This is a genomic window from Pistricoccus aurantiacus (assembly GCF_007954585.1).
GTDB lineage: Bacteria > Pseudomonadota > Gammaproteobacteria > Pseudomonadales > Halomonadaceae > Pistricoccus > Pistricoccus aurantiacus.
In genome coordinates, this window is record NZ_CP042382.1 from 3734219 (window position 1) to 3758765 (window position 24547).

A 24547-nucleotide genomic window follows, 5' to 3' on the forward strand; every position below is an offset into this window, starting at 1 on the left:
TCTCCGGTATGGATCGTCGAATGATTGAACCATCCCACCGGTAGCTGTCGGCGCTCGCTACCATTTCAAGGTTTCGAAATGGGGAGCGCCGTCTTTCTCGTTCGCATGGCTGGGAGCTTCCGCTCCGTGATCACCGTGCCTGTTGAAATATTCGTCGAAACGCGCCTTGGCCTGATCGCCGAAGAGAATTTCGCAAGCCTCCTTCAAGCCGGGAGAATGCCGAATCTCCTCGTCCCGCACCACCAGGGAGATCTTCGAGCGCCGCCGCAGGAAGTCCTCGAGACGCACGATCATTTCACGGTGGCGCGCCTGATCGAGCTCGCAGCGCAGGTACTCGGTGCCCTCGATCAGCAGCTCGCCCTGGCGCGGGTCCTCACGAATCTTCTCGAGCATGGCCAAGGCGCCGGCGCCGTATCGCCGCCACAGGCGGATCGACAAGGGTTCGGAGGAATCTGCCGGGGTCATGGCATCCAGCTCCATCAGCTGCGCCTGGTGCATGAACTCCCGCTTGACCGGCGCCGGGGGCTCGCCGTACCAGCGATAGTTCGGATGAGAAATCGTTACCCCCAGCCGTTTTACCTCCTCGACGACTTCTTCTCCCACGTTGAGGCAGTCGGTCAGCTTGCCGCCGAAGATACTGATATGAGCATCGCCTTCGTGGGTGTCGATGGCATGCTTGCGCGACAGCTGCAGGAAGTCACGATTCTTGCCGCTGCCGGGCTTGACCGCGAGAGAGCGCACGCCGCAGCGGGTGGCGATGATGTCGTCCCGGCTCAACGGCTTTTCCAGGGTGAGACGCTTGTTGATGTTATCCAGCACGAACTGGATGTCGTCGTCGGTCACCTGCACCTCCGGGCTTTCCATGCGCGTATCCGTGGTGCCGATACAGGTGCGCGGCCCCATGGGAATGACGAAGAACAGACGCCCCTCGTCGTCGAAGAAGGCCAGCACCCGCCGGCGATCCGTCAGCCGCGGTACGATCAGGTGGATGCCCTTCGAATAGGCGTGCTTGTGCGGGGTCTGCTGCTTGCTCAGCGCGTTGTGCTCATCCACCCAGGGGCCGGCGGCGTTGATCAGGACCTTGGCGCGAATATCGAAGGTATCCTCGGTCATGACGTTGCGCGCCTGAACGATCCAGGTGTCGTTTTCCCTCTGAGCGCCCAGGGATTCGACATAGTTGGCGGCAACAGTGCCGTGATTCAGCGCGGTACGCACGAAGTTGAAGACAAAGCGCGCGTCATTGTCGTGAAGATAGGCATCGGAATATTCAAAACCGCCGACCGCCTCACGAGTATCGATGATCGATTCGCGATGCTTGATGGCTTTCGGCGTCAGGAAACTCGGCATTCGCGTGAAGCAGTTGCCCATGAACCAGTAGAGCCAGGTACCGGACCATAGATAGCTGGGACGATAGCGAAACCCCTTGGCGATGGTGGTCAGGAAGCGAATTTCCTGAACCGTGGAAGGAAAACTCTTGATCAGATGGTTGCGGCTCTTGCAGAGCTTGCGTACCAGCGCGAAATCATAGCTTTCCATATATTTGATGCCCCCCCAGACCAGGTTGGAGGAATGCATGCTGGTACCGCTGGCGAAGTCGCCTCGATCAATCAGCGCCACTCTGACGCCCTTGCCGGCCAGCGCCGCGGCGGCGGAGGCACCGTTGATACCGCCGCCGATGATCAGTACGTCAAAGGCATCGTCGGTCAGTTTTTCGATATTGCTGTTGCGCAGTTGCATGATGAGATCCTGTCAGATGAGGAGTCGCGCCGCCTGGCGGCTTCCAGACGGCGACATGGGCGTTTCACTCGAGCCTCGTTCGAGCGCTACTCCTCGTCGTCCCGCGCCCAGCCCATGGTGCGCCTTACCGCCTTCTTCCAGCCCCGGTAGTTGCGCTCGCGACACTGTGCATCCATCTTGGGCTCGAAGACGTGCTCGATCTCACCCTTGTTCGCCACCTCCGCCTTGTTCCAGAAATCCACGGCGATGCCCGCTAGATAGGCGGCTCCCAAAGCGGTGGATTCGGTAATCACCGGGCGCTCCACATTGACGTTTAGTATGTCCGCCTGAGCCTGCATGATGACATTATTGACCACGGCGCCCCCATCGACCCTCAGGGATTTGAGAGTGATGCCGGAGTCCGCCTGCATGGCATCAATCACGTCACGGGTCTGGTAAGCCAAGGAATCCAGGGTGGCCCGAGTGATATGCTCCTTGCGGGTGCCTCGGGTCAAGCCGAAAATCGCGCCCCGGGCGTACATGTCCCAGTAAGGGGCCCCCAATCCGGCGAAGGCCGGCACTACATAGACACCGCCGGTATCCTTCACCTTGCCGGCGTAGTATTCCGAGTCCTCCGCGGAATCGATCAGCTTCATCTCGTCCCGCAGCCACTGCACCGCCGCACCGGCGATGAAGATGGCTCCCTCCAAGGCGTACTCCACCTTGCCGTCCATTCCCCAGGCGATGGTGGTGAGCAGGCCGGACTTCGACGTCACCGGCTCCTCGCCGGTATTCATCAGCAGAAAACAGCCGGTGCCGTAGGTGTTCTTGACCATGCCCTGCTCGAAACAGGCCTGGCCGAACAGCGCCGCCTGCTGATCTCCGGCAATACCTGCGATGGGCACCCGGGCGCCGCCGAACATTTCCGCCCCAGTGGTGCCGTAGACTTCGCTGGAGGGGCGCACCTGCGGCAGCATGCTGGCGGGGATATTCAACTCCTCGAGCATGCGCTCGTCCCATTCCAGGGTGTGGATATTGAACAGCAGGGTACGCGAGGCGTTGCTGTAGTCGGTCAGGTGGCATTCGCCTCGAGTCAGGTTCCACAGGATCCAGGTGTCCATGGTGCCAAACAGCAGCTCACCCTTTTCCGCCCGCGCCTGAGCGCCCTCGACGCTATCCAGCATCCAGCGAATCTTGGTGCCGGAAAAATAGGAGTCCGCCACCAGGCCGGTGGTCTTGCGAATGTAATCTTCCAGGCCGCGCGCCTTGAGATCGTCGCAGAGCGCGGCGGTGCGTCGATCCTGCCAGACGATGGCGTTGCAGATGGGCCGTCCGGTGCGACGATCCCAGACCACCGCGGTCTCGCGCTGATTGGTGATGCCGATGGCGGCGATTTCAGAGGGCAGCACCCCCTGGGTTTCCAGCACCTCCCGGGCCACACCCATCTGGCTACCCCAGATTTCCATGGCGTCGTGTTCTACCCAGCCGGGTTGCGGGTAATGCTGAGTGAATTCCTTTTGAGCAACGCCGACAATGCGGGCGTCATGATCGAAGAGAATGGCACGGCAGCTGGTGGTGCCTTGGTCGAATGCCATGATGTATTGTTTTTTCACGGGTTGTCTCCTTGGGTAATGTCGTTAGCGACACTCTTATGACTTTTTGTTGTACGGGTATAGTCAGATCAATCGCGCTTGGACGCGGGAGTCGGGTTGCCCTTCGACACCACCGGATGGCGTTTAGACCACCATCTTTCGGTGGCGAAATCCGCGCTCAAGCAGGCCAGGATCACGATCAGGGCGATCGCCATGGCCAGTGGGCTGCCGTCGACGAATACATGGCGATAGAAGAGTCCGCCGGCAGCGCCGCCGATCAACGGCCCGACCACGGGAATCCAGGCATACTTCCAGTTCGAACCGCCCTTGCCGGCCACCGGCAGGAAAAAGTGCGCCAGTCGCGGGCCCAGATCCCGAGCCGGATTGATGGCATAGCCGGTGGTGCCGCCCAGGGACAGACCAATCGCGAGCACTAGCAGTCCGATGATCAACGGATTGAGGCCTTCGGTGAACTCGTTGGCGCCGATGGCCAGTACGCTGAGAACGAGCACGAAAGTGCCGATGATTTCACTCATCAGGTTGGAAGGTGTGTGGGGAATGGCGGGATCGGTACAGAAGACCGCCAGCTTGGCGCCCTTGTCTTCGGTTACCTGCCAGTGCGGGTAGTAATGTAGCCACACCACCACCGCGCCGATGAAGGCGCCGATCATCTGCCCCAGGATATAGGCGGGAACCTTGCCCCAGGGAAATTCTCCTATCACCGCCAGGCCAACGGTGACCGCGGGGTTGATGTGAGCGCCGCTGATGTCGCCAACCGCGTAGATGGCCATTGCGACACCCAGACCCCAACCGAAGGTAATGACGATCCAGCCACTCGCCTCGGCTTTCGAGCGCTTGAGCACGACGCCGGCCACGACGCCGCCGCCGAAGATGATGAGAATCATCGTGCCGAAGAGTTCACCTAGAAAAGGTGTCATGAGCACCTCCTTTGCCTTGTAGTTGTTGGGTTGTGAAACAGCGGAAGGCTTTTCCGCCACGACGAACCCTTGAGGCAACATCTTAAGTTCGTTTATGAATACTAGTGTTTATTTTCGAACTTTTCCAACAAACTGCTCAAAAAAGTCAGGTAAAAATAAACATCTGTTTTTAAAAGTTAAATATCATTATTGATACAAAAAGACGTGCTGCGGGTCTTGTAGTAACCGAACGGACACTAAAAAATAAAAAACCGCACGAATATTCGAAAACGAACATTCGTGCGGTTTTTAGATATGCAAGGTATTCTAATTGAGTCGGTGGAGCCTGCCCTTGAAAGACAGCCAATCGCTCAGCGATGAAAACGCTCCGCGGCCTGGCGCGCCAGGTCACGAATGCCGTTCCAGTCCTCGGCGTCGATCAGCGACTTGGGGGTCAGCCAGGAGCCGCCCACGCACATGACGTTAGGTAGCGCCAGATAGTCCGCGGCGTTTTCGATATTGATGCCGCCGGTGGGACAGAAACGCACTCCAGGAAAGGGTGCGCCGAAAGCCTTGAGCGCCTTGACACCGCCGCTGGCTTCCGCGGGGAAGAACTTGAAGCGCCGGTAGCCGTATTGCCAGCCGGTCATCAGTTCGGAAACGGTGGCGACACCCGGCAGCATGGGTACCGGGCTTTCCACGCCGTAGCGATACAGCAGATCGGTGGCGCCGGGGGTCACCACGAAATCGACGCCGGCCTGTTCCGCCTGGCGATACTGAGCGGGGGTCAGCACCGTGCCGGCGCCGATGCTGGCCCCAGGCAGGGCATCGCGCATGCGCTTGATCGCGGCCAGGGCGCAGTCCGTGCGCAGGGTAATCTCGAGCACCGATATCCCCCCTTCCACCAGTGCGGAGGCAAGCGGTACGGCATCTTCCAGACGTACTATCTCGATGACGGGAATCACTTCGGTCTTGAAACAGATGCTGTCGAGTTCCGTGGTGCGAGTGGAAGGCAGTTGCTTGTTGATGTTCATGAGGAAACTCCGCAGATAGAAAAAATAGCGTTCATGGCGCCCAGTAAACCGCCAGCGGGCAGGCCAGGAAGACGCGAATCGGCAGTTCACGAACGTCGTCGCCGGCCAGGGCGCGACTCAGCACCTCACGCTTGTTCTCACCGTTGAGATGCAGGAAATGGCGACGCGCCTGATGCAGCCGGGCGGCGCTCAGGGTGATACGTGGGCGCGGCTGGCTGGGAGTTCGAACCGCTACCACTCGCTCGTCGCTGGACAGAGCCAGGCCGAGTTCGCGGCTATCGGGAAACAGCGAGGCGGTGTGGCCGTCGTCGCCCATGCCGAGCACCACCGCGCTGGCGGGCCAGGCCAGACCCGCGAGTCGTGCGTTCACCGCCTCGGCGCCCTGTTCCGGCGTTGCATCATCGGTGATCAAGGGAACGAAAGTGGCGGACGCGGCCAGCCCGGTCAGAAGATGTTCTCGCACCAGACGCTCGTTGCTGTCCTCGGCTTGGGGTGCCACCCAGCGCTCGTCCGCCAGGGTCACCTGGACCCGCTCCCAGGAAAGCGCCTGGGTCGCCAGGGCCTGGAAGAACGGCACCGGCGTGCTGCCCCCGGAAACCACCAGCAGGACCCTTTCGCGCTCGCGCAGGTCATCGCGCAGCGCGGCGGCGACGGCTTCGGCGAGCTGACTCGCCAGGCGCCTTCGCCCGAGACTCGAGGCTTCACTTTCGCTCATTTCAGTAGTCCTCGTACCAGGAGCGCCCGTCCTGGGTGATCATGGCGATGGAAGCGACCGGCCCCCAGGAACCAGCGGGATAGCGTCGCGGCGGCAACTCATGAGCCTGCCAGCCCTCGATCAGATGATCGATCCAGCGCCAGGCATATTCGATCTCGTCACGCCGCACGAACAGATACTGTTGACCCTTCATGACCTCGAGCAGCAGGCGCTCGTAGGCGTCCGGGATTCGTGTCTTGGGGAAGGCGCTATGAAAATCCAAATGCAGCGGCCCTGGACGCAGGCGCATGCCTTTGTCCAGCCCGCTGTCCTTGGTCAGCACCTGCAGGGCGATACCCTCCTCCGGCTGCAGGCGGATGATCAACTTGTTGGCGGCCAGCGAGCGCTGATCCGGATCGAAGATATAGTGCGGCTGCTGGCGAAAGTGAATGACGATCTGCGAAAGCTTCTCCGGCATGCGCTTGCCGGTACGCAGATAGAAAGGCACCCCGGCCCAGCGCCAGTTGGCCACCTCGGTCTTCATGGCAACGAAGGTCTCGGTATGGCTCGCCTTGTCGGCACCCTCTTCCTCCAGATAGCCCGGAACGCTTTGCCCCGCGTGAGTGCCGGCGATGTACTGGCCGCGCACCACGTCGCGACCGATCGCCTCGCCGGTGAAGGGCTTGAGGGCTTTCAGCACCTTGACCTTTTCGTCACGAATCGCGTCCGCATCCAGGTTGGAGGGCGGGTCCATGGCGATCAGGCACAAGAGCTGCAGCAGATGATTCTGCACCATGTCCCGCAGCTGTCCCGCCTGATCGAAATAGCCCCAGCGGCCTTCGATCCCCACGGTTTCCGCCACGGTGATCTCCACGTGAGAGACATGGTTCTGATTCCACTGGGTACCGAACAGCGGGTTGGCGAAGCGCAGTGCAATCAGATTCTGTACCGTCTCCTTGCCTAGATAGTGATCGATACGATAGATGCGTGATTCGGGAAAGACGTCGCCGATGACGTCGTTGATCTCGCAGGAGGACTCGAGGTCGTAGCCGATAGGCTTTTCCACCACCACGCGAGACTTCTCGTCCAGGCAATCGCCGGCCTTCAGATTGCAGCAGATTTCCCCGAAGATGCTCGCCGGCACCGACAGGTAAACGATCATCGGTCGGGACGAGCCCTCCCGCCAGTCCCGCAGCAACGCATATTCCTCAGGGTTGGCAAAGTCGATCTTGAGGTAGTCGATGCGCGCCAGGAAACGTTCCTGGCTTTTCTTGTCCAGATCCTCGGCGCTCACACGGGACTTCAAGGCGGAGCCGACCTTGGCCTGAAATCCCTGACGATCCAGCTCATGACGCGCCAGCCCCAGCAGCCGTGTCTCCGAGGGCAGCAAGCCTTCGCGGTCGAGATGATAGAGCGCGGGAAACAGCTTACGCAGTGCCAGGTCACCCAGAGCGCCGAACAAGGCAAGATCGACATCCAGCCGATTCGGTTCCTGGGAATGAATATTGCGCAACATCGTGAGCCCCTCAGATGTAGTTAACTTACCTCAAAATAATAGAAAACACTTTGGAATGATAGTTTTTTTAGTAAAATTACATAAAACAGCAAAGGCTGCCTGCCACTTTCCTATACTGCTGCTTCGCGTATCCGAGACTTGCTCCGGGATAATAGTTACCATGTAGTTAAATCACCACATCGCGACAATCATCCTGGCATTCGACCGCCCTGACCGTCGACCAACAGGCTAGGTGACAAACATGCCCAGCAACAAACAGTATCGATGCCCGCGAGCCGTTACGCCATTCAATCACAATAGAGCTATCCCATCATGGCACGCTACAACATGATCGAACGCATTCGCACCCGCCTGGAGGAGCTCAACCGCTCGGAACGCAAGGTGGCGGATGTCATCATGAAGGATCCTGGCGCGGCGACCGGCATGAGTATCGCCACGCTGGCACAAAAGGCTTCCGTCAGCGAACCCACCGTCAACCGTTTCTGCCGCAGCTTCGAGACCAAGGGCTACCCGGACTTCAAGATCAAGCTGGCCCAGAGCCTGGCCGGCGGCACGCCTTACGTCAGCCGCAGCATTGACCCCGATGACGATGCCAAGGGCTACGGCGACAAGATTTTCGGCGCTACCATTGCCGCCCTGGACGACGCGCGACGGGCACTGGATCCCAAACTCATCGAGCGCGCCGTGGACTATCTGATTCAGGCCAAGCAGATCAGCTTCTTCGGTCTCGGCGCCTCCGGGCCCGTCGCCCAGGACGCCCAGCACAAGTTCTTCCGCTTCAACCTGCCGGTGATGGCCTACGAGGACGTACTGATGCAGCGCATGGTCGCCGCCGCCTGTCATACCGGCGACGTCATCGTGATCATCTCCTACACCGGACGAACCCGCGAGCTGGTGGAAATCGCCGAACTAGCCCGCGGCAACGGCGCCGTGGTACTGGGCATTACCGCGCCAGGTTCCCCGCTGGCGGCCCAGTGCACCGAGTCTTTGGACGTCATCACCCCGGAAGACACGGATGTTTATATGCCGATGACCTCGCGCATGATCCATCTGGCGCTGATCGACGTGCTGGCCACCGGCGTCACCCTGCGGCGCGGAGAGGGATTTCTCGATCATCTGAAAAAGATCAAGGACAGCCTGCAGGCGACGCGCTTTCCCGTCGAGGAGTAAAGGCGACAGCGCTATCTTCTATCATTCGTCCATGAAGGATTCACCGCATGAAAATCACTCGACTCAAGACCTGGCAAGTGCCGCCGCGCTGGCTGTTCCTCAAGATCGAAACCGACGAAGGCTGCTACGGCTGGGGCGAGCCGGTGATCGAAGGCCGCGCCGCGACCGTGGAGGCGGCGGTGCATGAGTTGTCCGACTATCTGGTGGGCCAGAACCCGCGCCATATCGAGCATCTGTGGAACGTCATGTACCGCGCCGGTTTCTATCGCGGCGGCCCGATTTTGATGTCCGCCATCGCCGGCATCGATCAGGCGCTGTGGGATCTTAAAGGACGCGACCTGGGGGTGCCGGTGCACCAGCTGCTCGGCGGCCCGGTGCGCGACAAGATGCGCATGTACGCCTGGACCGGGGGCGACCGGCCAACTGACGTGGGCGCGGGTGCCAAGGCGCTGGTGGACCAGGGCTTCACCGCCTTCAAGATGAACGGCACGCCGGAACTCGCGATCGTCGATTCCCATAGCAAGATCGACGAGGCGGTGGCCCGGGTCGCCGAGGCCCGGGAAGCGGTAGGACCGGATGTGGGTATCGGCATCGACTTCCACGGCCGGGTGCATCGCCCCATGGCCAAGGTGCTGCTGCGGGAGCTCGAGCCGTTCCACCCCATGTTCGTCGAGGAGCCGGTATTGTCGGAGCACCTGTCGAGCCTCAAGCATATCGCCGCAGGCTTGAGCTATCCCCTGGCCACCGGGGAGCGGCTGCACACCCGCTATCAGTTCCGCGATCTGCTCGCGGAAGGCATGATCGATATCGTCCAGCCGGATCTGTCCCACTGCGGCGGCATCAGCGAAGGGCTGAAGATTGCCACCCTGGCCTCCGCTCATGACGTCGCTTTGGCGCCCCACTGCCCGCTGGGGCCGCTGACTCTGGCGGCTTCTCTGCAGCTGGATGCGGTGTGCCACAACGCCTTCATCCAGGAGCAAAGCATGGGCATCCACTACAATCAGGACAACGACGTCCTCGACTATCTGGTCGACAAGAGCGCGCTTGCGATCGAGGACGGCTTCTGCGCCATTCCTCAAGGGCCGGGCCTGGGTGTCGAGATCGACGAGGCATTTGTCGAGGAGCGCTCCAAGGTCGGACACCGCTGGCGCAATCCGGTGTGGAACCATGAGGACGGTTCCGTTGCCGAGTGGTAAGTCACGATCGGGGAAAGCTTCTAAAGGAGTAGGCAAATCATGAATTTTTCTTTCCAGGATTTCCGTTACCCGGACCTGGCCGGCGCCAGCGTATTCATCACCGGCGGAGGCTCCGGTATCGGCGCCGCCCTGACCGAGGGCTTCCTCGCCCAGGGCGCCAAGGTCGCCTTCGTCGGCCTGTCCGATGCCACGCCTTTTTGCGATGCGATGGAGGAAAAGTACGCAAATCGTCCGCTGTTCATCGAGTGCGATATCCAGGACATCGAAGCTTTGCAGGCAGCTATCGCTCAAGCACGCGAGGCTCATGGGCCAATCGGCGTGCTGGTCAACAACGCCGCTCGCGATACCCGTCACAGGCTGGAGGACTGGACCCCCGAGCAGTGGGATGAATCCATCGCCACCAACCTGCGTCCGCAGTTCTTCACCGCCCAGGCGGTGGCGGCGGACATGCGCGGCATCGGCGGCGGCGCCATCATCAACCTGTCCTCCAACAGCTATCTGCTCGGGCTTTCCGGCTACCCGACCTATGTCACCGCCAAGGCCGGCATCATGGGTCTGACCAAGGCGCTGGCCCGGGAGCTGGGTCCGGAGGCCATTCGCGTCAACTGCCTGATTCCGGGCTGGGTGATGACCGAGCGTCAGCGGGAGCTGTGGGTCAACGACAAGGATCTCAAGGAGTGCATCGACCAGCAGTGCCTCAAGGAAGCGATCCCCGTGGAGGACATGATCAACCCCTGCCTGTTTCTCGCCTCCAGCGCCTCGCGCATGATGACTGGCCAACCAATGGTAGTTGACGGAGGTCGGGTATGAGCGACGTAGCTGCCTGGATCGCCGTGGACTGGGGTTCCAGCAACCTGCGCGCCTGGGCGCTGGACGCGGATAACAACGTCATCGCGCAGGCCGGCAGCCCCCGCGGCATGCTGGGGCTGGCCCCTGACGAATTTGAAGGCACCCTGCTGGAGCTGATCGATGGATGGCTGCCGGAGAGCGCCGAGGCTCCCCTGCCGGTGCTGATCTGTGGCATGGCCGGCGCTCGCCAGGGCTGGGTCGAGGCCGCTTACCTGCCCTTGAATGACGGCACAGATAATGTACTCGACCGCCTCGGCAGCCGACTGACTCCGGTAACCACCCAGGATTCCCGCCTCCAGGTGCAGATCGTGCCGGGGCTGTGTCAGCATGGCGCACCGAACGGCGGTAACGCCTTCGACGTAATGCGTGGCGAAGAAACCCAACTGATCGGGCTGATCGCAGAACGCCCGGGGTTCAGCGGCGCGGTTTGTCTGCCAGGTACCCATTCCAAATGGGCGCGGCTGGGAAACGGCAGGATCGCGAGCTTCGACACCTTCATGAGCGGCGAGCTTTACAAGCTGCTTAGATACGACTCGGTGCTGAAGCATTCTCTGCGCGGCGATGATTTGAGCGACGAGGCTCAGCGCGGGGCTTTTCTGGCGGGTATCGATACCGTCCTTGCTGCGCCGGAACGTCTGAGCGCGGAACTGTTTGGTATTCGCGCCCGGGATCTGCTCGACACGCAGCTGACCCAGGATGAGACTCGAGGTGCCTGGCTAGGCGCACGGCTCTCGGGTCTCGTCTTGGGACTGGAACTGGCCGGCGCCACCGCCAGCCTGCCGACCGACAGCCAGATCGTGCTGATCGGCGCCGATGCGCTGTGCCAGCGTTATCGAATCGCGCTGGAGCATTTGGGTTTTACGGTCGGCCTGGAAGCCAACGAGGAAATGATCCTGACCGGACTGGGGCACATTCGTCACGCCGCAGCCACGCCATGACAGGCGCGGTTTATTTTCCGTTCGATATCCGAGGTTACTTATGAATCTGCCACTGGTCGCCATCCTGCGCGGCGTCACGCCCGACGAAATTCTCGCCATCGCCGATGAAATCGTCGGCGCCGGGATCACCCGTATCGAAGTGCCCCTCAACTCACCGGAGCCGCTGGTCAGCATCGCCAAGCTGGCGCATCACTGTGCCGAAAAGCACGACGGCAGGATTCTGGTCGGCGCCGGCACCGTGCTGACCGCGGAGGAGGTGCGCGAGGTGCACGCCGCCGGCGGGCGTCTGGTCGTCTCCCCCAACGCCGATGTGGAAGTCGTCCACGAAACCCGCCGCCTGGATATGGTTTCCATGCCCGGCATCGTCACCCCCACGGAAGCCTTTGCCGCCCTCGCCGCCGGCGCGTCTGGCCTCAAGCTGTTCCCGGCCACCCAGGTGGGCATCGTCAACATGAAGGCCATGCAGGCGGTGCTGCCTCCGGGCACCGAGCTGTACGCGGTAGGCGGCATCGGCGCCGACAACTTCGCGGAATGGCGCGCCGCAGGGGTGCACGGCGCCGGTCTCGGCTCCGCCCTCTATACGCCGGGACTCAGCGCCGAACAGGTAGGCGAACGCGCCCGCACGCTGGTCGCGGCCTGGAACGCCGCAAGCAATTGATTCGATCGCCAGACAGAACAAGGAAAGCACCATGAACCAGGCCTCGTCATCCCCTTGTCTCGGCCGCGCCGAAGTTCGGGTCGCCACGGCCTGCGAGCTGGGCGAAGGGCCGGGCTGGGATGCCGCCCGCGGAGAAGTGCGCTGGATGGATATTCTCAAAAGCGAGCTTCATCGCGCCAACGCCGATGGCAGCCGGCACCGAATGACTCGACTGGAACGCAGAACTTCCTACGCCGCCCTGACCACGAACGGCGACTATCTGCTGGTGGCGGAAAACAGCCTGTCGCGCCTCGATTCTGAAACGAACGAGAGCCGCGATTTCCTGCCCTTCGAGGCGGACAATCCACTTACCCGCAGCAACGATGCGCGGGTGGATACCCATGGCAGCCTGTGGCTTTCCAGCATGGGCCTGAACGCCGAGCCAGGCGCGGGCAGCCTGTATCGTCTGCATCGCGGCGAGCTGACCTGCCTGCTGAGCGGGCTGAGTATTCCCAACGCCATCTGCTTCTCCCCCGACAGTAACTACGCCTACTACACGGACACGCCGACGGGACGGATGATGCGCTGGCGGCTGGAAGCGGACGGCTGGCCCCGGCGCGCTGCCGCCGGCGGTTTCGAGGCGCCGGAGCCTTGGACAGACCTTCGCGATGCCGGCGGTGGCCCGGACGGCGCGGTGGTCGACAGCGAGGGCTGCCTGTGGATCGCCCTGTGGGGCGCCGGTCGGGTGGCGCGACTGAACCCGCAGGGGCGCGAGATTGCTCATGTAACGCTGCCGGTCATACAGCCGTCCTGCCCGCTGTTCGGCGGCAGCGATCTCGGCACGCTTTATATCACCACGGCGCAAGAGGGTCTGCAGACACCCGGCGAATCCGACGGCAGCCTGTTCGCCATCGACCTCTCGGCTCATGGCATTCGCGGACTCGAAGAGCCGCTGCTGAAACTCTGACCAGCGGGTTCGCCTCAAGTCTGTGGGCGCCATACGATACCGGCACTGCGGAACGGCGAGCCCAACCCGACCCCGTGTCTCGGGATGCAGGCCTGTAAAGCTGATATGCTTTCGGTTGTTTTTAGCAACACTTCAAGGATGAACCGTGCCACTTCGCGACTTGTTACTAGGCCTGGGTGTCATCGCGATCTGGGCGCTCAACGTCATCGTGATCAAGATCGGGGTGGACCATTTTCCCCCCTTGCTGATGACCGCGCTGCGGTTTGTACTGGTGGCGGCGATCCTGGTGCCGTTTCGTCCGGTATCGCGTTCCCAACTACCTTTCCTGCTGTTGATCTCCTTTGTCTTCGGCACCCTGCACTTCGCCATGCTGTTCATCGGTCTGAGCCAGGCGGAAGCAGGCACCGGCGCGCTATTGGCGCAGATGGGCACGCCTTTCGCCACCATCCTGGCGGCAATCTTCCTCAAGGAGGCCATCGACGCGCCGCGCCTGGGAGGCTTGGTCCTTTCCTTCGCCGGGGTGGCGGTGCTGGTGGGTGGACCCACCCTACCACCGCCCCTGGCCACTGCCGCCCTGTTCATCAGCGCCACGGGCTGGGCGACGTCTCAGCTATTGATCAAGCATGGGCCGCCCATTCCGCCGCTGACCCTGGCGGGATGGATGGCGCTATTCGCGGTGCCGCAACTGATCCTGGAATCCTGGTGGTTCGAATCCGGTCAGCTGAGCGCCATGCAAGAGGCCGGCTGGGCGGGCTGGGGGGCGGTCTTCTACACCGCGGTGATGTCGTCCATCGTCGCCTACGGCATCTGGTACGGCCTGCTGCGCCGCCACCCGATCAATCGGGTGGTCCCGCTGACTCTGTTGATCCCAGTGGGGGCGGTGCTGCTCGGCGTCCTGCTGCTCGACGAAGGGCTGGGACTCAACAAGCTGCTGGGGGGAAGCCTGGTGGTGCTGGGCATCGCCATGATCGTGCTGTATCCCCAGCGGCGCAACTTGTCGGCGAAACCCAATCGCCGAAGCTAGTCAGAGCGACCGCCTCAGCCGACACAGGAACCCATGACGCCGGGCAGGCTGATGCAGTCACCGGGATGAATGTCGCGCTCTTCGAAATAGCCCGCATTGACTTCCAGCGCCGCCAGATAGGGTACGCCGGCTTCATAGGTTGGGCACTGCTGCGGCGCCTGGCTCTGGCAAGGCTCCATGCGCCGAATGGCAGCGATACGCCCGTCGCTGTCAATGAAGGCGATATCCAGCGGGATCAGGGTACGATACATCCAAAATGCACTTTGCGCGGAACGTTCGGTTGTATAGAGAAACAGCATGCCCGCCTCCGGGGCAAGTCGGCTGCGGCCCATCAACCCTTGAGCCTGCTGGGCGCTGTTGCGGGCCAGTTCGACCTCGAGACGATGTGGGCCTTGGGCGGAATGAATCACCAGGGTGTCGGTTTCCAGACTCGGCAATGATTCCGCCAAGGCCAGCGGCGACAGCCGGGTTATCAGCGGTGCCAGTAACGAAACACCGCCACAGACCAATAACCGACGACGGGATAGGCGCATGAATAGGCTCCGTTTATTCGCTTTTCCCGCTAGCATACTCCAATCCCCATAAGAGCGGTTGATCCCATTCGCATCCTATACAACATCGGGGAGGATCGTCAGGTGAAAGGCGCTGCACTGACCCTGGAAGAGGTTGCCATCGGCACTTTGCGGAATGTCTCCTTCGATATCGTCCCGGGGGAAATCCTCTGTCTCTCCGGCCCCAGCGGCTCCGGCAAGACTCGCCTGCTGCGCGCCATTGCCGATCTCGAACCCCATAAAGGACAGGTGCGATTGGGCGACTGGGCGCAAAGCGCCGTTTCCGGTCACCTCTGGCGCCAGGCTGTAATGCTGGTACCCGCGGAAAGCCACTGGTGGGCGGAGACTGTCGGCGAGCACTTGGTCAAGCCTGACGATACCCTTTCGCAACCCTCTTTTTTCCAGGAAAAAAAGGATAGCGACCTCGCCGCCCTGGGGTTTACGCCGGCAACCCTGGACTGGCGAATCGATCGATTGTCCTCCGGTGAAAAACAGCGTCTCGCCTTGCTTAGAGCGATGTCCCGCAGGCCCAGCGCCTTGCTCCTGGACGAACCCACCGCCAATCTGGATAGCAAGACCACTCTGCTCGTCGAGGCCTGGTTGCGGGAGAAGGCGTTTCGCCTGGCGCTACCAATATTATGGGTGGCCCACGATCCAGGGCAGATCGCGCGCATCGCCAATCGCCATTACCGTATCGAGACATCAGGCTTGAGGTCGGTTCCATGCAGGTAATCGCGCTTGCCTGGTGGCAGCTGGGGCTGGCCGCCCTGATGGTAGTGACATTGGCCGCCTGCACCTATCTAGTACGCCTCAGGCTTGGCAAGGCCTTGCTGATCGCCGGCCTACGTACGGTAGCGCAACTGACGCTAGTGGGAGTAGTACTGGAAACGCTGTTCGCGGTCGGCGGTTTCATCTGGGTAGCGCTGATGGCAATGGTCATGCTGCTGATCGCCGGGCGTGAGGTGATGGCTCGCCAGCAACGCCGATTGACCGGTGGCTGGGCCTTTGGTATCGGCACTCTGTCGATGTTTCTCTCTTCCTTCAGCGTTACGGTACTGACGCTGACGCTGATCATCGGCCCGGAGCCTTGGTACACGCCCCAATACGCCATTCCCTTATTGGGCATGCTGCTTGGCAACACCATGACCGGAGTGGCGCTGGCCCTGGATCGACTCACGAGTAGCGCCTGGCAACAGCGCGGGGTGATCGAGAACCGTCTGATGCTTGGCCAGCCCTGGCAGGAAGCGATCGGCGATATTCGCCGCGAGGCCATGCGCGGCGGCATGATTCCCATCATCAACGCCATGGCGGCGGCAGGAGTCGTCAGCTTGCCTGGAATGATGACCGGACAAATTCTTGCCGGTAGCCCGCCTGCTTTGGCGGTGAAGTATCAGATTCTAGTGATGTTCACCATCACCGTAGGCACTGGTTTCGGCACTCTGGTTGCGGTTCTCCTGGGCAGCCGGCGGCTATTCGACGAACGCGAGCGGCTACGGCTGGATCGATTGAATGCGATAAACCATTAAAAAATGGCCCGCTCAAATAGCAAGCGGGCCTTTTGGAGGCATTTAAAAACTCAAGCCTCCGATGCCAGGATCATGCGATCGAGATGCTCCTTTGAAACGCCCTGAATATGCTCGCGGCGCTTGACGTAGAGAATGCCCCCCAGCGCGCCCCAGACCAGCAGCGCGATCCAGGAAGGCATGGAAAGCGCTCCGGGGGAGCCGGGAATCAGCAGCAGGCCAAGGAACGACAGGCTGCTCAGCGCCCCGAGCAACGACAAGGTTTTCTTGAAGGGAGATACGCCGCCCTCGTAGTCCTTGCCTTTACCGGACTTGGACCACTTGAAGCACTTGTAAGCGGCCGCACAGCAATAGAAATAGGCGATTGCCACGCCGGTGGCGGCCATGTCGACGATCCACAGCAGCACTTCGCGACCGAACCAGGGCGCGAGCAGGCACACAGCGCAGGTGAAAACGATACCCGCCGTCGGCGTGCGATAGGTGGAATGCAGTTGACCGAACACGGATGGCAGGAATTTCGCCCGGCCCTGGGCGAACATCAGACGGCTGGTGGCGATATAGAAACCGTTGAGACCGGTGGCGATACCCATCAGCAGTGATAGCGCAAGGGCAGCAAGACCCAGAGTACCCAAGGTGCCCTGTACCACTTCACCGGTCCCCCAGACAGGCCCTTGAGCGACCAGCTCGGTCCAGGGCATGGCGATGGCGGTGGCCATGATCAACAACGAATAGTGAAGCGCCGCCATGGCCAGGGCCATCACGATCAGCATGAACGCCTTCGCCGGCGAGAAGTCGAACTCTTCCGCCGCCTGGGGCACGCTATCGAAGCCCACATAGGCCCAGGGAGCAATGGCGACAATGGCAAATACCGCTGACCAGGCGGATATTTCTGGCTGGAACATGGGCTTCATATTGGCAAAGGAGGTCTCCGGCGACAGCAGCATGCCCACTACCACGAACAGAGCACCTGCAATCAATAGTAGACAAAAATAGTACTGACTCTTGCCGGAAAGGCTACCACCACGAGTGTTGATCCAGGCGAACAAGATCAAAGCCAGACTAGCGATCGCTACCTCGCCGAAATATACGTCCCACCCGGCGACGCTGTACATACGCCAGAAATTGGCCACATCGGGAATGATGAACTTGGCCAACAGCGCCAGAGCCGAGGCATTCAACGCCACGATGGACATATAGCCCAAGGTCAGAAACCAACCGCAGAAAAAGGCATGATGCCGCCCGAAGCCCAGATAGGAATAGGAAAATCCGCCGCCGGTCACCGGAAATATCTTGATCAGAAAGCCATAGCTGACGCCGATGATGATCATCAGCACCGCGCCGATGCACAGGCCAAGAATGGCGCCCACCGGCCCCGCCATTGCGATCCAATCCGCGGGCAGCACGAAACTACCCCAGCCGATCGCGGACCCGAAAGCAATCGCCCAGACCCACTGGGGCTTGAGACACTTCTCGAGTTGTTCACGCTGTTCCATGTCACTCATGTTGTTACTCCAGTTATGCTGAAGCCCCGTGGCCACATACATATTATTGGTGTTGACCGGTGATGGACCGGGATTAGCGATACTCCACTACAGCAAGTCAGGCGTCATTTCATACCCTGGCATCGAAACGCGGTGACTATCACTGTAGTCGGAGTCAGAGCCTTCGGCTCGATTTCGCGCGATTTGTCATTATTGATTCCGCGCACGCGACTTCCTCATTGCTGCTTATGAATGAGTAAATGCCGTGAGCATCGGTATTTTTCACGACACTAGAGGCGGTGATTCCTGCGGAGTAGGACCAGAAAACGCGATCCACTAGGACCAGATGTAACTATAGCGTTTCATAAAATGGAACAAAAAAGTCAAAAAGTTGATAAGACAGTGTGTTGACAGCTCTTTTGATATTTTGCCGTCGGTAACCGCTTGACAACGAAATCCCCCGACACCTCGGACTCATAGACTAAAGTACAACATCAGTTCGAGATAAATACCTGCCGATTTGACAGCAAAAAAACCGCCGCCCGAAACGGGCGGCGGTTCGCGTTACTGCAGTCATGCTTGCCGATTAAGGCAAGCAATCCATAGGCAACTTACTTCTTGGAAGAAGCCTTGACGTTCTTGGCGCTGTCTTCGACCTGCTGCTCACCACGCTGCATGGCTTCCTGAGCCTGCTGCTGGCCTTTCTGCATGTTCTCCTGAGCAACTTCCTGACCGCGCTTCATGCTGTCCTGAGTCAGTTCCTGGCTCTGCTGCATGAAATCCTTGCTGATGGAAACGACTTTCTCAGCGTCGGTCTTCATCTGCTCGCCGGCTTCCTTGGCGGCCTTCTGCTGCTCTTCCACGTAGCTGCGCAGGTCTTCGGCGTTCTTGACCTGAAGTGCGGCGCGAGCCTGCTGGAAACCCAGCTCGGAATAGACGCGCAGAGCTTCCTGCTGAGCGTTGGCCAGCTTCTCGGTGTAGTCCAGCATCATGTTGGCATAGGCGCGAGCCGGGCCAAAGAAGACGGATTCGAACTGCTGGTTGGCCTTCTCGTAGTTAGCCTTGATATCGGTGTTAGCCATGTTAAAACTCCTCTATGAAATATCGTGGTCGTACCTGAAGCGAGATTTCTTTCTACCGCTTCGTTGCAATGCAGCATAACAAGACAAATGTTGCGATGCAACATGCAAATTAATCTCTCTTCTAAAATCCCTCAACTATGCTTTGGATATCTTTTGTAACCACCAAATAGGTTCCGTAAGCTTGCTTACGAACATTTTCAGGAGCTCCTTGTATGCGCTCGAACCCTGGCTCGTCACCAATGACATTCTCCACCGCCTCGCGACAGGAAAAACGCCTCGCCCTCTCCGCGCTTGTCGGCCTGGCGATGCTGCCCGGCGGGGCCCTCGCCTATTCCCAGCTGGTGGTCTTCGGCGACAGCCTGAGCGACTCCGGTCAATTCCCGGACGCCGAGGCCATCGCTCAAGGTGGACTTGGCAGCCTGCGTTTTACCAACCGCCTGGGCCCGAGCTTTGAAGCGCCTTCCCCTTATGGCGAGGTCAGCACTCAGCGCCTGTCGAAAGCACTTGGTCTCGGGCCATTACTGCCTTCCACCTCGTTCCTGCGTGACCAGGCTGGACTGCCGGACGGCACCAACTATGCCACCGGCGGCTATACCACCGACGACATTCTCGCCTCGATCATTCAGCCGGACGGCTCCGTGGTGCCTGTTCCGGATACAAATCTGAATCTACGTACCCGAGACGGCTATCTTGTCGAGGTCGGTTCCGCGGACCCAAATGCCCTCTATTACGTCAACGGTGGCGGCAACGATTTCCTCGACGGACTGATCGCCAGCCCTCAGGCCGCTATCGCCAGTGCCGACACTCTGGCCAACGGCGTGGACGCCTTGGTCGAGGCAGGCGCAAAGACGCTGATCGTCTCCAACGTACCCGATGTCGGCGCCACCCCGGCGGGACTCGCCAGCGGCCAGCGGGAGAATTTCGCTGCCCTGGGTGAGGTCTACAACCAGGCCCTGGGGGCACGGCTGGCGCCCTATGACGGCCAGGTGGAGATCATTCGCCTGAACGTGCCGGCGCTCTTCGAGGAAGTCGTCGCTGCGCCCGAGGATTTCGGTCTGGCCACGGACGTGCCCCTGACGGATGTGTGTTTCACCGACTCCGCCTGCGACGTTACGCCCTACGGCTTACGCTCCGCCAATCCCGATCCCGACAAACTATTGTTCAACGATCTGGTGCATCCCACCACCGCTGGCCAGGAAATCCTCGCGGACTACGCCTATGCTCTGGTCAGCGCACCGCGCACCCTGGCCCTGGCGGGAGAGCTTTCTCTGGATGCCTTGAATGCTCAGACCCGCGCCGTCAACATGGAGCTGCGCCCGGGCTGGCAGAGCGACGCGTTGCGCGTCTTCGCTCAGGGCGACTATCAGGGCGACCAGAACAATCTTTTCGACGAGGACGGCAGGCCGGATTCCAACCAGGCCGGGCTCGGCGTCGGCCTGGTGGCGCCTCTCGGCTGGGGCTGGGTAGGTGCCTCGGTCAGCCAGCGCCACGCGGAACTGGACGATCCGGCGGATTTCGAACTCGACGGCCAGGCCTACAGCCTGTTCGCTCGTCAACATCTGGGGCGTGTCGGCGTGCAGGCGAGCGTCACTCGAGGCGACTTCGATCTCGATCTCAAGCGCCGGGTCGCGCTGGGCCAGGGCTCCCGTACCCTCAAGGGCGAACCGAACGCGAAAGGCTGGGCGGCGGAACTGCGCCTGGACTACCGGCTGAGCGCCACGGATTCCGTCTGGTACACCGCGCCTTTCATCGCTTACCGGCATATCGAGAGCGATATCGACGGCTACCGGGAAGACGGCTCCCCGGCCAATGCCTTGATCGTCGACGATCAGGACATAAAGGAACGCCAGCTGGAACTTGGGCTGATGGCGGATCGAGCGCTCCAGAGTGGCATCGGCTGGTACGGCGAATTCGCCTGGGGCGAATATCTGGAAGACGAGCGAGACGGCGTCGAGGTACGCCTGGCCTCGCTGCCCACCAATAGCTGGTCCGGGGAAAGCATCGACCGCGAGCACGATCATTACATTCGCGCGGACGCGGGTCTGCGCCTGGGCTGGGGTAACGCTTCCGTGCAGCTTGGCGCCGGCGCTCAGGGCTGGAACGACCTGACGCCACATGTCCAGCTGGGGGCCAGCTACCGCTTCTGAAAACGAGCGTTTAATTCACGTCTTTCGGACGTATTGGCGTTCATCCATCAACAGCGATAGGGTCAAGGTAATTGCGCATGAGTTAGTCATATAACATAACAACATTTGGCAGGGACACTCGCCTTGATCCAGATTCAGAATGTCTCGAAGTCTTTCGGCGGCCTGCAGGCGGTGAAAGACGTCTCTTTCGAGGTCGCAAAAGGCAGCGTGACCGGCCTGATCGGCCCGAACGGCGCCGGCAAGAGCACGCTGTTCAACATGGTCGCCGGGTTGTTTCCCCCTACCAGCGGGCGGGTATTGCTCGAAGGCAAGGACATCACCGGTCTGCCCACCCACCGGCTGTTTCATCGGGGCCTGGTACGCACCTTTCAGGTTCCCCATGAATTCTCCCGCATGACCGTGCGGGAGAATCTGATGGTGGTGCCCGCGGGCCAGCGGGGGGAAAATCTGTTTCACGCCTGGCTGCGCTGGGGAAAGGTCAAGGAGCAGGACCGCCAGACGCTTGAGAAAGTCGACGAGGTGCTGGCATTTCTGGAAATCACCCACGTGGCGGATGAACTGGCGGGCAATCTCTCCGGCGGCCAGAAGAAGCTTTTAGACCTGGGCCGCACCATGATGACCGACGCCAGGATGGTGCTGCTGGACGAGCCCGGCGCCGGGGTCAATCGCACCCTGCTCGGCAAGATACGCGAGGCCATTCAACGGCTGAACCGGGAGCGCGGCTATACCTTCTGCGTGATCGAACACGACATGGACCTGGTTTCGGCGCTGTGCGACCCGGTACACGTGATGGCCAACGGCGAGCTGATCGCCTCCGGGCCGATGAGCGAGCTGCGCCGCAACGAACAGGTGCGCGAAGCCTATCTGGGCGGCGGCGCCAGCGGCAGGATGGGAGAGCCTTCAGCGAAGAATAAGGGGCCTTCAGCTGGTAATGGAGAGCCGTCAGCGAAGAATGGAGAACCTACATGACCATTCTTCTCGAGGCGCGGGATCTCTACGGCGGCTATGGCGGCGCGGATATTCTCAAGGGCGCCAATCTGCGAGTGGAAGCCGACGAGATCGTGGTGATCGTCGGCCCCAACGGCGCCGGCAAGTCTACCGCCATGAAGGCGATCTTCGGGCTTTTACGTCTGCGTAAAGGCACGGTGATCTATCAAGGCGAGGATATCACCAACGCCAAACCGGAACAGATGGTACGCCGAGGCATCGCCTACGTGCCCCAGGAGCACAACGTCTTTCCCTCCCTCAGCGTGCAGGAAAATCTCGAAATGGGCGCCTACCTGATGAAAGGCGACCTGCGCCCGCGATTCGACAAGGTCTACTCGCTGTTTCCGCGGCTCGCGGAGCGCAAGCGCCAGGCGGCAGGGCTGATGTCCGGCGGCGAGCGTCAGATGGTGGCCATGGGTCGGGCGATGATGATCGACCCCAAGCTGCTGATGCTCGACGAGCCCACCGCCGGGCTGTCGCCGAAGCTGATCGACGAGACCTTCGAGCGCATCCAAGACATCAACGCCGAAGGCATCGGCGTGCTGATGGTGGAGCAGAACGCCAAGCAGGCGCTGGCCATCGCTAGCCGTGGCTATGTGCTGGCTACCGGCGCCAATCGCCACGAGGACACCGGGGCGAACCTGCTGGCGAATCCGGAAGTCGCCGAAATGTTCCTGGGAGGCTAGCGGATGAACGATATCCTGCAGCTGCTGGTCTACGGCCTGGTACTGGGCAGCGTCCTGAGCATGGGCGCCATCGGTGTCTCGATGATCTTCGGCATCCTGCGTTTCGCCCACTTCGCTCACGGCGACTTCATGACCCTGGGCGCCTACATGGGCCTGGCCTTCATCGGCGTGGCAGGGCTCAGCCCCTGGTGGGCACTGCCCGCGGCGATGATCGGCATGGCGCTGGTCGCGGTGGCTATCGACCAGCTTGTCTATCGGCGCATTCGTCGCACCCAGCCGGTGATTCTGCTGATTTCCTCCTTCGGCATGGCCTTGATCCTCAGGAGCCTGATCCAGTTGATCTGGGGCTCGGACAACCAGACCTATGCCAGCGGCATCCAGTTTCCCTGGCGTCTCGACTGGCTGGGCGGCCTGCGTCTCAAGCCGGATCACGCCTGGATCGTGCTGATCTCCCTGGGGCTGATCGTCACGGTGCATCTATTTCTTTCTCGTACGAGACTCGGCAAGGCCATGCGCGCCATGTCCGACAACATGGACCTGGCGCTGGTCACGGGCATTCCCGCGGAACGAGTGATCATGATGACCTGGATAATCGGCGGCGCCCTGGCCGGTGCCGCCGGGGTATTTCTGGGCATCGATACCCGGCTGCATCCGGTGATGGGCTGGACGGCGCTGCTGCCGATCTTCGCCGCGACGATTCTCGGTGGTATCGGCCGCCCCTATGGCGCTATTGTCGGCGGCATGGTGATCGGCATTTCCATGGAAATGTCCACCCTGTTCATGCCCGCCGCCTACAAGCCGGCAGTGGCTTTCGCGATCCTGGTGGCCATGTTGATCGTCAGGCCTCAGGGCATCTTCAAGGGGACGCTGTGATGGAACTCACCGGACTGCTCGGCTATCTCGTCTCGTTTCTCACCTTCGCCGGCATCTACGCGGTGATGACCCTGGGGCTCAACAGCCAGTGGGGCTTCACCGGTCAATTCAACATCGGCATCGCCGGCTTCTTTGCCGTAGGCGCCTATACCAGCGCCATTCTCACCACCCCGGGAAGCCCCGCTTACCTGGGCGGTTTCGGCATGCCCTTTCTGGTCGGACTGGCCGGCGCGGTGCTGGCTTCGATGCTGATCGGCTATGTGATCGGACGCATCACCGCACGGCTGCGCACCGACTACCTGGCTATCGCCACCATCGGCATCGCCGAGATGATTCGGCTATTCATCAAGAACGAGGAATGGCTGACCAACGGGGTGCGCGGCATCGCCGGTATCCCCCGCCCGCTGGTCGGCACGCCGCTGGAGTCATCCCTGGGCTATCTATTGGTGGTGGCGATCTTCGTGGTGCTGGTGTATTTCCTGCTGGAGCGAGCCTATGTCTCGCCCTGGGGCCGGGTGCTGCGGGCGATTCGCGAAAACGAACCCGCCACCAGCGCCGCAGGCAAGTCCATCGCGCGTTTTCGCCTTCAGGCCTTCGTGCTGGGCTCCGCCGTCATGGGTCTGGGCGGCGGGCTTTACGCGCATTATTTCGGTTTCCTGAGTCCGGAAGCCTTCAGGCCGCTCTACGGCACTTTCATCATCTGGGTCATGCTGATCGCCGGAGGCAGCGGCAATAATCGTGGCGCGGTGCTGGGGGCGGTGATCGTCTGGGGCGTGTGGACCGGCACGGAACTCTTCACGGATATGATGCCCGCCCAGTACGCCACCCAGGCGGCGGCCCTGCGAGTGCTGCTGATCGGCGTGCTGCTGCAGGTGATTCTGCTCACTCGGCCTCAAGGACTGCTGCCGGAGAAGCCGCCACGGCTGGTGGGGCGTAAGCAAGCATCCAAATGACTACCGCCCCCAAG

The 24547-nt window shown here is 61.1% G+C and carries 23 protein-coding genes; 14 read left to right on the top strand and 9 right to left on the bottom strand.

Going from position 1 to position 24547, the window contains the following annotated elements; all coding sequences use genetic code 11:
• Positions 1-57: 57 nt before the first annotated feature.
• The 6 genes from FGL86_RS17635 to zwf form a co-directional block, all read right to left on the bottom strand.
• The gene (locus tag FGL86_RS17635; RefSeq protein WP_147185981.1) at positions 58-1737 is read right to left on the bottom strand and encodes a glycerol-3-phosphate dehydrogenase/oxidase; all 1680 of its coding nucleotides are present in this window, start codon (positions 1735-1737) and stop codon (positions 58-60) included.
• Positions 1738-1823: 86 nt separating this feature from the next.
• A complete protein-coding gene (gene glpK / locus FGL86_RS17640; RefSeq protein WP_147185982.1) occupies positions 1824-3329 on the bottom strand; it encodes a glycerol kinase GlpK in 1506 nt (501 codons plus the stop codon).
• Positions 3330-3397: 68 nt separating this feature from the next.
• Positions 3398-4246, bottom strand: coding sequence for an MIP/aquaporin family protein (locus FGL86_RS17645; protein ID WP_147185983.1), 849 nt, complete (start codon positions 4244-4246; stop codon positions 3398-3400).
• A gap of 350 nt (positions 4247-4596) precedes the next feature.
• The gene (locus FGL86_RS17650; RefSeq protein ID WP_147185984.1) at positions 4597-5259 is read right to left on the bottom strand and encodes a bifunctional 4-hydroxy-2-oxoglutarate aldolase/2-dehydro-3-deoxy-phosphogluconate aldolase; all 663 of its coding nucleotides are present in this window, start codon (positions 5257-5259) and stop codon (positions 4597-4599) included.
• Positions 5260-5290: 31 nt separating this feature from the next.
• A complete protein-coding gene (pgl, locus tag FGL86_RS17655; protein ID WP_147185985.1) occupies positions 5291-5974 on the bottom strand; it encodes a 6-phosphogluconolactonase in 684 nt (227 codons plus the stop codon).
• Between the two features lies 1 nt (position 5975).
• The gene (gene zwf, locus FGL86_RS17660; RefSeq protein WP_147185986.1) at positions 5976-7469 is read right to left on the bottom strand and encodes a glucose-6-phosphate dehydrogenase; all 1494 of its coding nucleotides are present in this window, start codon (positions 7467-7469) and stop codon (positions 5976-5978) included.
• Positions 7470-7781: 312 nt separating this feature from the next.
• Between zwf and FGL86_RS17665 the strand changes: the two genes are divergently transcribed.
• The 7 genes from FGL86_RS17665 to FGL86_RS17695 all read left to right on the top strand — a co-directional run bounded on the left by FGL86_RS17665 (position 7782) and on the right by FGL86_RS17695 (position 14250).
• Positions 7782-8639 carry a MurR/RpiR family transcriptional regulator gene (locus FGL86_RS17665; RefSeq protein ID WP_147185987.1) on the top strand — a complete coding sequence of 286 codons (858 nt, stop codon included), beginning with the start codon at positions 7782-7784 and terminating at the stop codon, positions 8637-8639.
• Between the two features lie 47 nt (positions 8640-8686).
• On the top strand, positions 8687-9835 hold the full coding sequence (gene dgoD, locus FGL86_RS17670) for a galactonate dehydratase (protein ID WP_147185988.1): 1149 nt from the start codon (positions 8687-8689) through the stop codon (positions 9833-9835).
• A 39-nt stretch (positions 9836-9874) separates the two neighbouring features.
• Complete coding sequence (locus tag FGL86_RS17675; protein ID WP_147185989.1) at positions 9875-10645, top strand: SDR family NAD(P)-dependent oxidoreductase; 771 nt, start codon at positions 9875-9877, stop codon at positions 10643-10645.
• The gene (locus FGL86_RS17680) at positions 10642-11622 is read left to right on the top strand and encodes a 2-dehydro-3-deoxygalactonokinase (RefSeq protein WP_147185990.1); all 981 of its coding nucleotides are present in this window, start codon (positions 10642-10644) and stop codon (positions 11620-11622) included. Before FGL86_RS17675 ends, FGL86_RS17680 begins: the two co-directional genes overlap by 4 nt.
• A 40-nt stretch (positions 11623-11662) precedes the next feature.
• A complete protein-coding gene (locus FGL86_RS17685; RefSeq protein WP_147185991.1) occupies positions 11663-12280 on the top strand; it encodes a 2-dehydro-3-deoxy-6-phosphogalactonate aldolase in 618 nt (205 codons plus the stop codon).
• Positions 12281-12311: 31 nt separating this feature from the next.
• Positions 12312-13226 (top strand): SMP-30/gluconolactonase/LRE family protein, encoded by a 915-nt coding sequence (locus FGL86_RS17690; protein WP_147185992.1) that lies wholly within the window; start codon positions 12312-12314, stop codon positions 13224-13226.
• A 145-nt stretch (positions 13227-13371) separates the two neighbouring features.
• Positions 13372-14250, top strand: a complete 879-nt coding sequence (locus tag FGL86_RS17695; RefSeq protein ID WP_147185993.1) for a DMT family transporter — start codon at positions 13372-13374, stop codon at positions 14248-14250.
• Between the two features lie 14 nt (positions 14251-14264).
• Here FGL86_RS17695 and FGL86_RS17700 read toward each other — a convergent pair whose 3' ends face one another.
• The gene (locus FGL86_RS17700) at positions 14265-14783 is read right to left on the bottom strand and encodes a DUF192 domain-containing protein (protein ID WP_147185994.1); all 519 of its coding nucleotides are present in this window, start codon (positions 14781-14783) and stop codon (positions 14265-14267) included.
• A 102-nt stretch (positions 14784-14885) separates the two neighbouring features.
• Between FGL86_RS17700 and FGL86_RS17705 the strand changes: the two genes are divergently transcribed.
• Together FGL86_RS17705 and FGL86_RS17710 are read left to right on the top strand one after the other, a co-directional pair.
• On the top strand, positions 14886-15533 hold the full coding sequence (locus FGL86_RS17705; protein ID WP_147185995.1) for an ABC transporter ATP-binding protein: 648 nt from the start codon (positions 14886-14888) through the stop codon (positions 15531-15533).
• Positions 15524-16327 carry an ABC transporter permease gene (locus FGL86_RS17710; protein ID WP_147185996.1) on the top strand — a complete coding sequence of 268 codons (804 nt, stop codon included), beginning with the start codon at positions 15524-15526 and terminating at the stop codon, positions 16325-16327. Before FGL86_RS17705 ends, FGL86_RS17710 begins: the two co-directional genes overlap by 10 nt.
• A 50-nt stretch (positions 16328-16377) precedes the next feature.
• Here FGL86_RS17710 and FGL86_RS17715 read toward each other — a convergent pair whose 3' ends face one another.
• Entirely contained in the window at positions 16378-17826 is a 1449-nt protein-coding gene (locus FGL86_RS17715) for an APC family permease (protein WP_222433772.1), read from the bottom strand.
• Between the two features lie 590 nt (positions 17827-18416).
• Positions 18417-18887 (bottom strand): phasin family protein, encoded by a 471-nt coding sequence (locus FGL86_RS17720; RefSeq protein ID WP_147185997.1) that lies wholly within the window; start codon positions 18885-18887, stop codon positions 18417-18419.
• 212 nt (positions 18888-19099) lie between these two features.
• On the opposite strand from FGL86_RS17720, the gene FGL86_RS17725 reads away from it, so the two are divergent.
• The 5 genes from FGL86_RS17725 (at position 19100) to FGL86_RS17745 (ending at position 24533) form a co-directional block, all read left to right on the top strand.
• Positions 19100-21034 carry an autotransporter domain-containing protein gene (locus FGL86_RS17725; RefSeq protein ID WP_147185998.1) on the top strand — a complete coding sequence of 645 codons (1935 nt, stop codon included), beginning with the start codon at positions 19100-19102 and terminating at the stop codon, positions 21032-21034.
• Between the two features lie 123 nt (positions 21035-21157).
• On the top strand, positions 21158-22003 hold the full coding sequence (locus FGL86_RS17730; RefSeq protein ID WP_147185999.1) for an ABC transporter ATP-binding protein: 846 nt from the start codon (positions 21158-21160) through the stop codon (positions 22001-22003).
• Entirely contained in the window at positions 22000-22707 is a 708-nt protein-coding gene (locus tag FGL86_RS17735; protein ID WP_147186000.1) for an ABC transporter ATP-binding protein, read from the top strand. The genes FGL86_RS17730 and FGL86_RS17735 overlap by 4 nt, the downstream gene beginning before the upstream one ends.
• A gap of 3 nt (positions 22708-22710) precedes the next feature.
• Positions 22711-23580, top strand: coding sequence for a branched-chain amino acid ABC transporter permease (locus tag FGL86_RS17740; RefSeq protein ID WP_147186001.1), 870 nt, complete (start codon positions 22711-22713; stop codon positions 23578-23580).
• On the top strand, positions 23580-24533 hold the full coding sequence (locus tag FGL86_RS17745) for a branched-chain amino acid ABC transporter permease (RefSeq protein ID WP_186764443.1): 954 nt from the start codon (positions 23580-23582) through the stop codon (positions 24531-24533). The genes FGL86_RS17740 and FGL86_RS17745 overlap by 1 nt, the downstream gene beginning before the upstream one ends.
• Positions 24534-24547 lie beyond the last annotated feature (14 nt).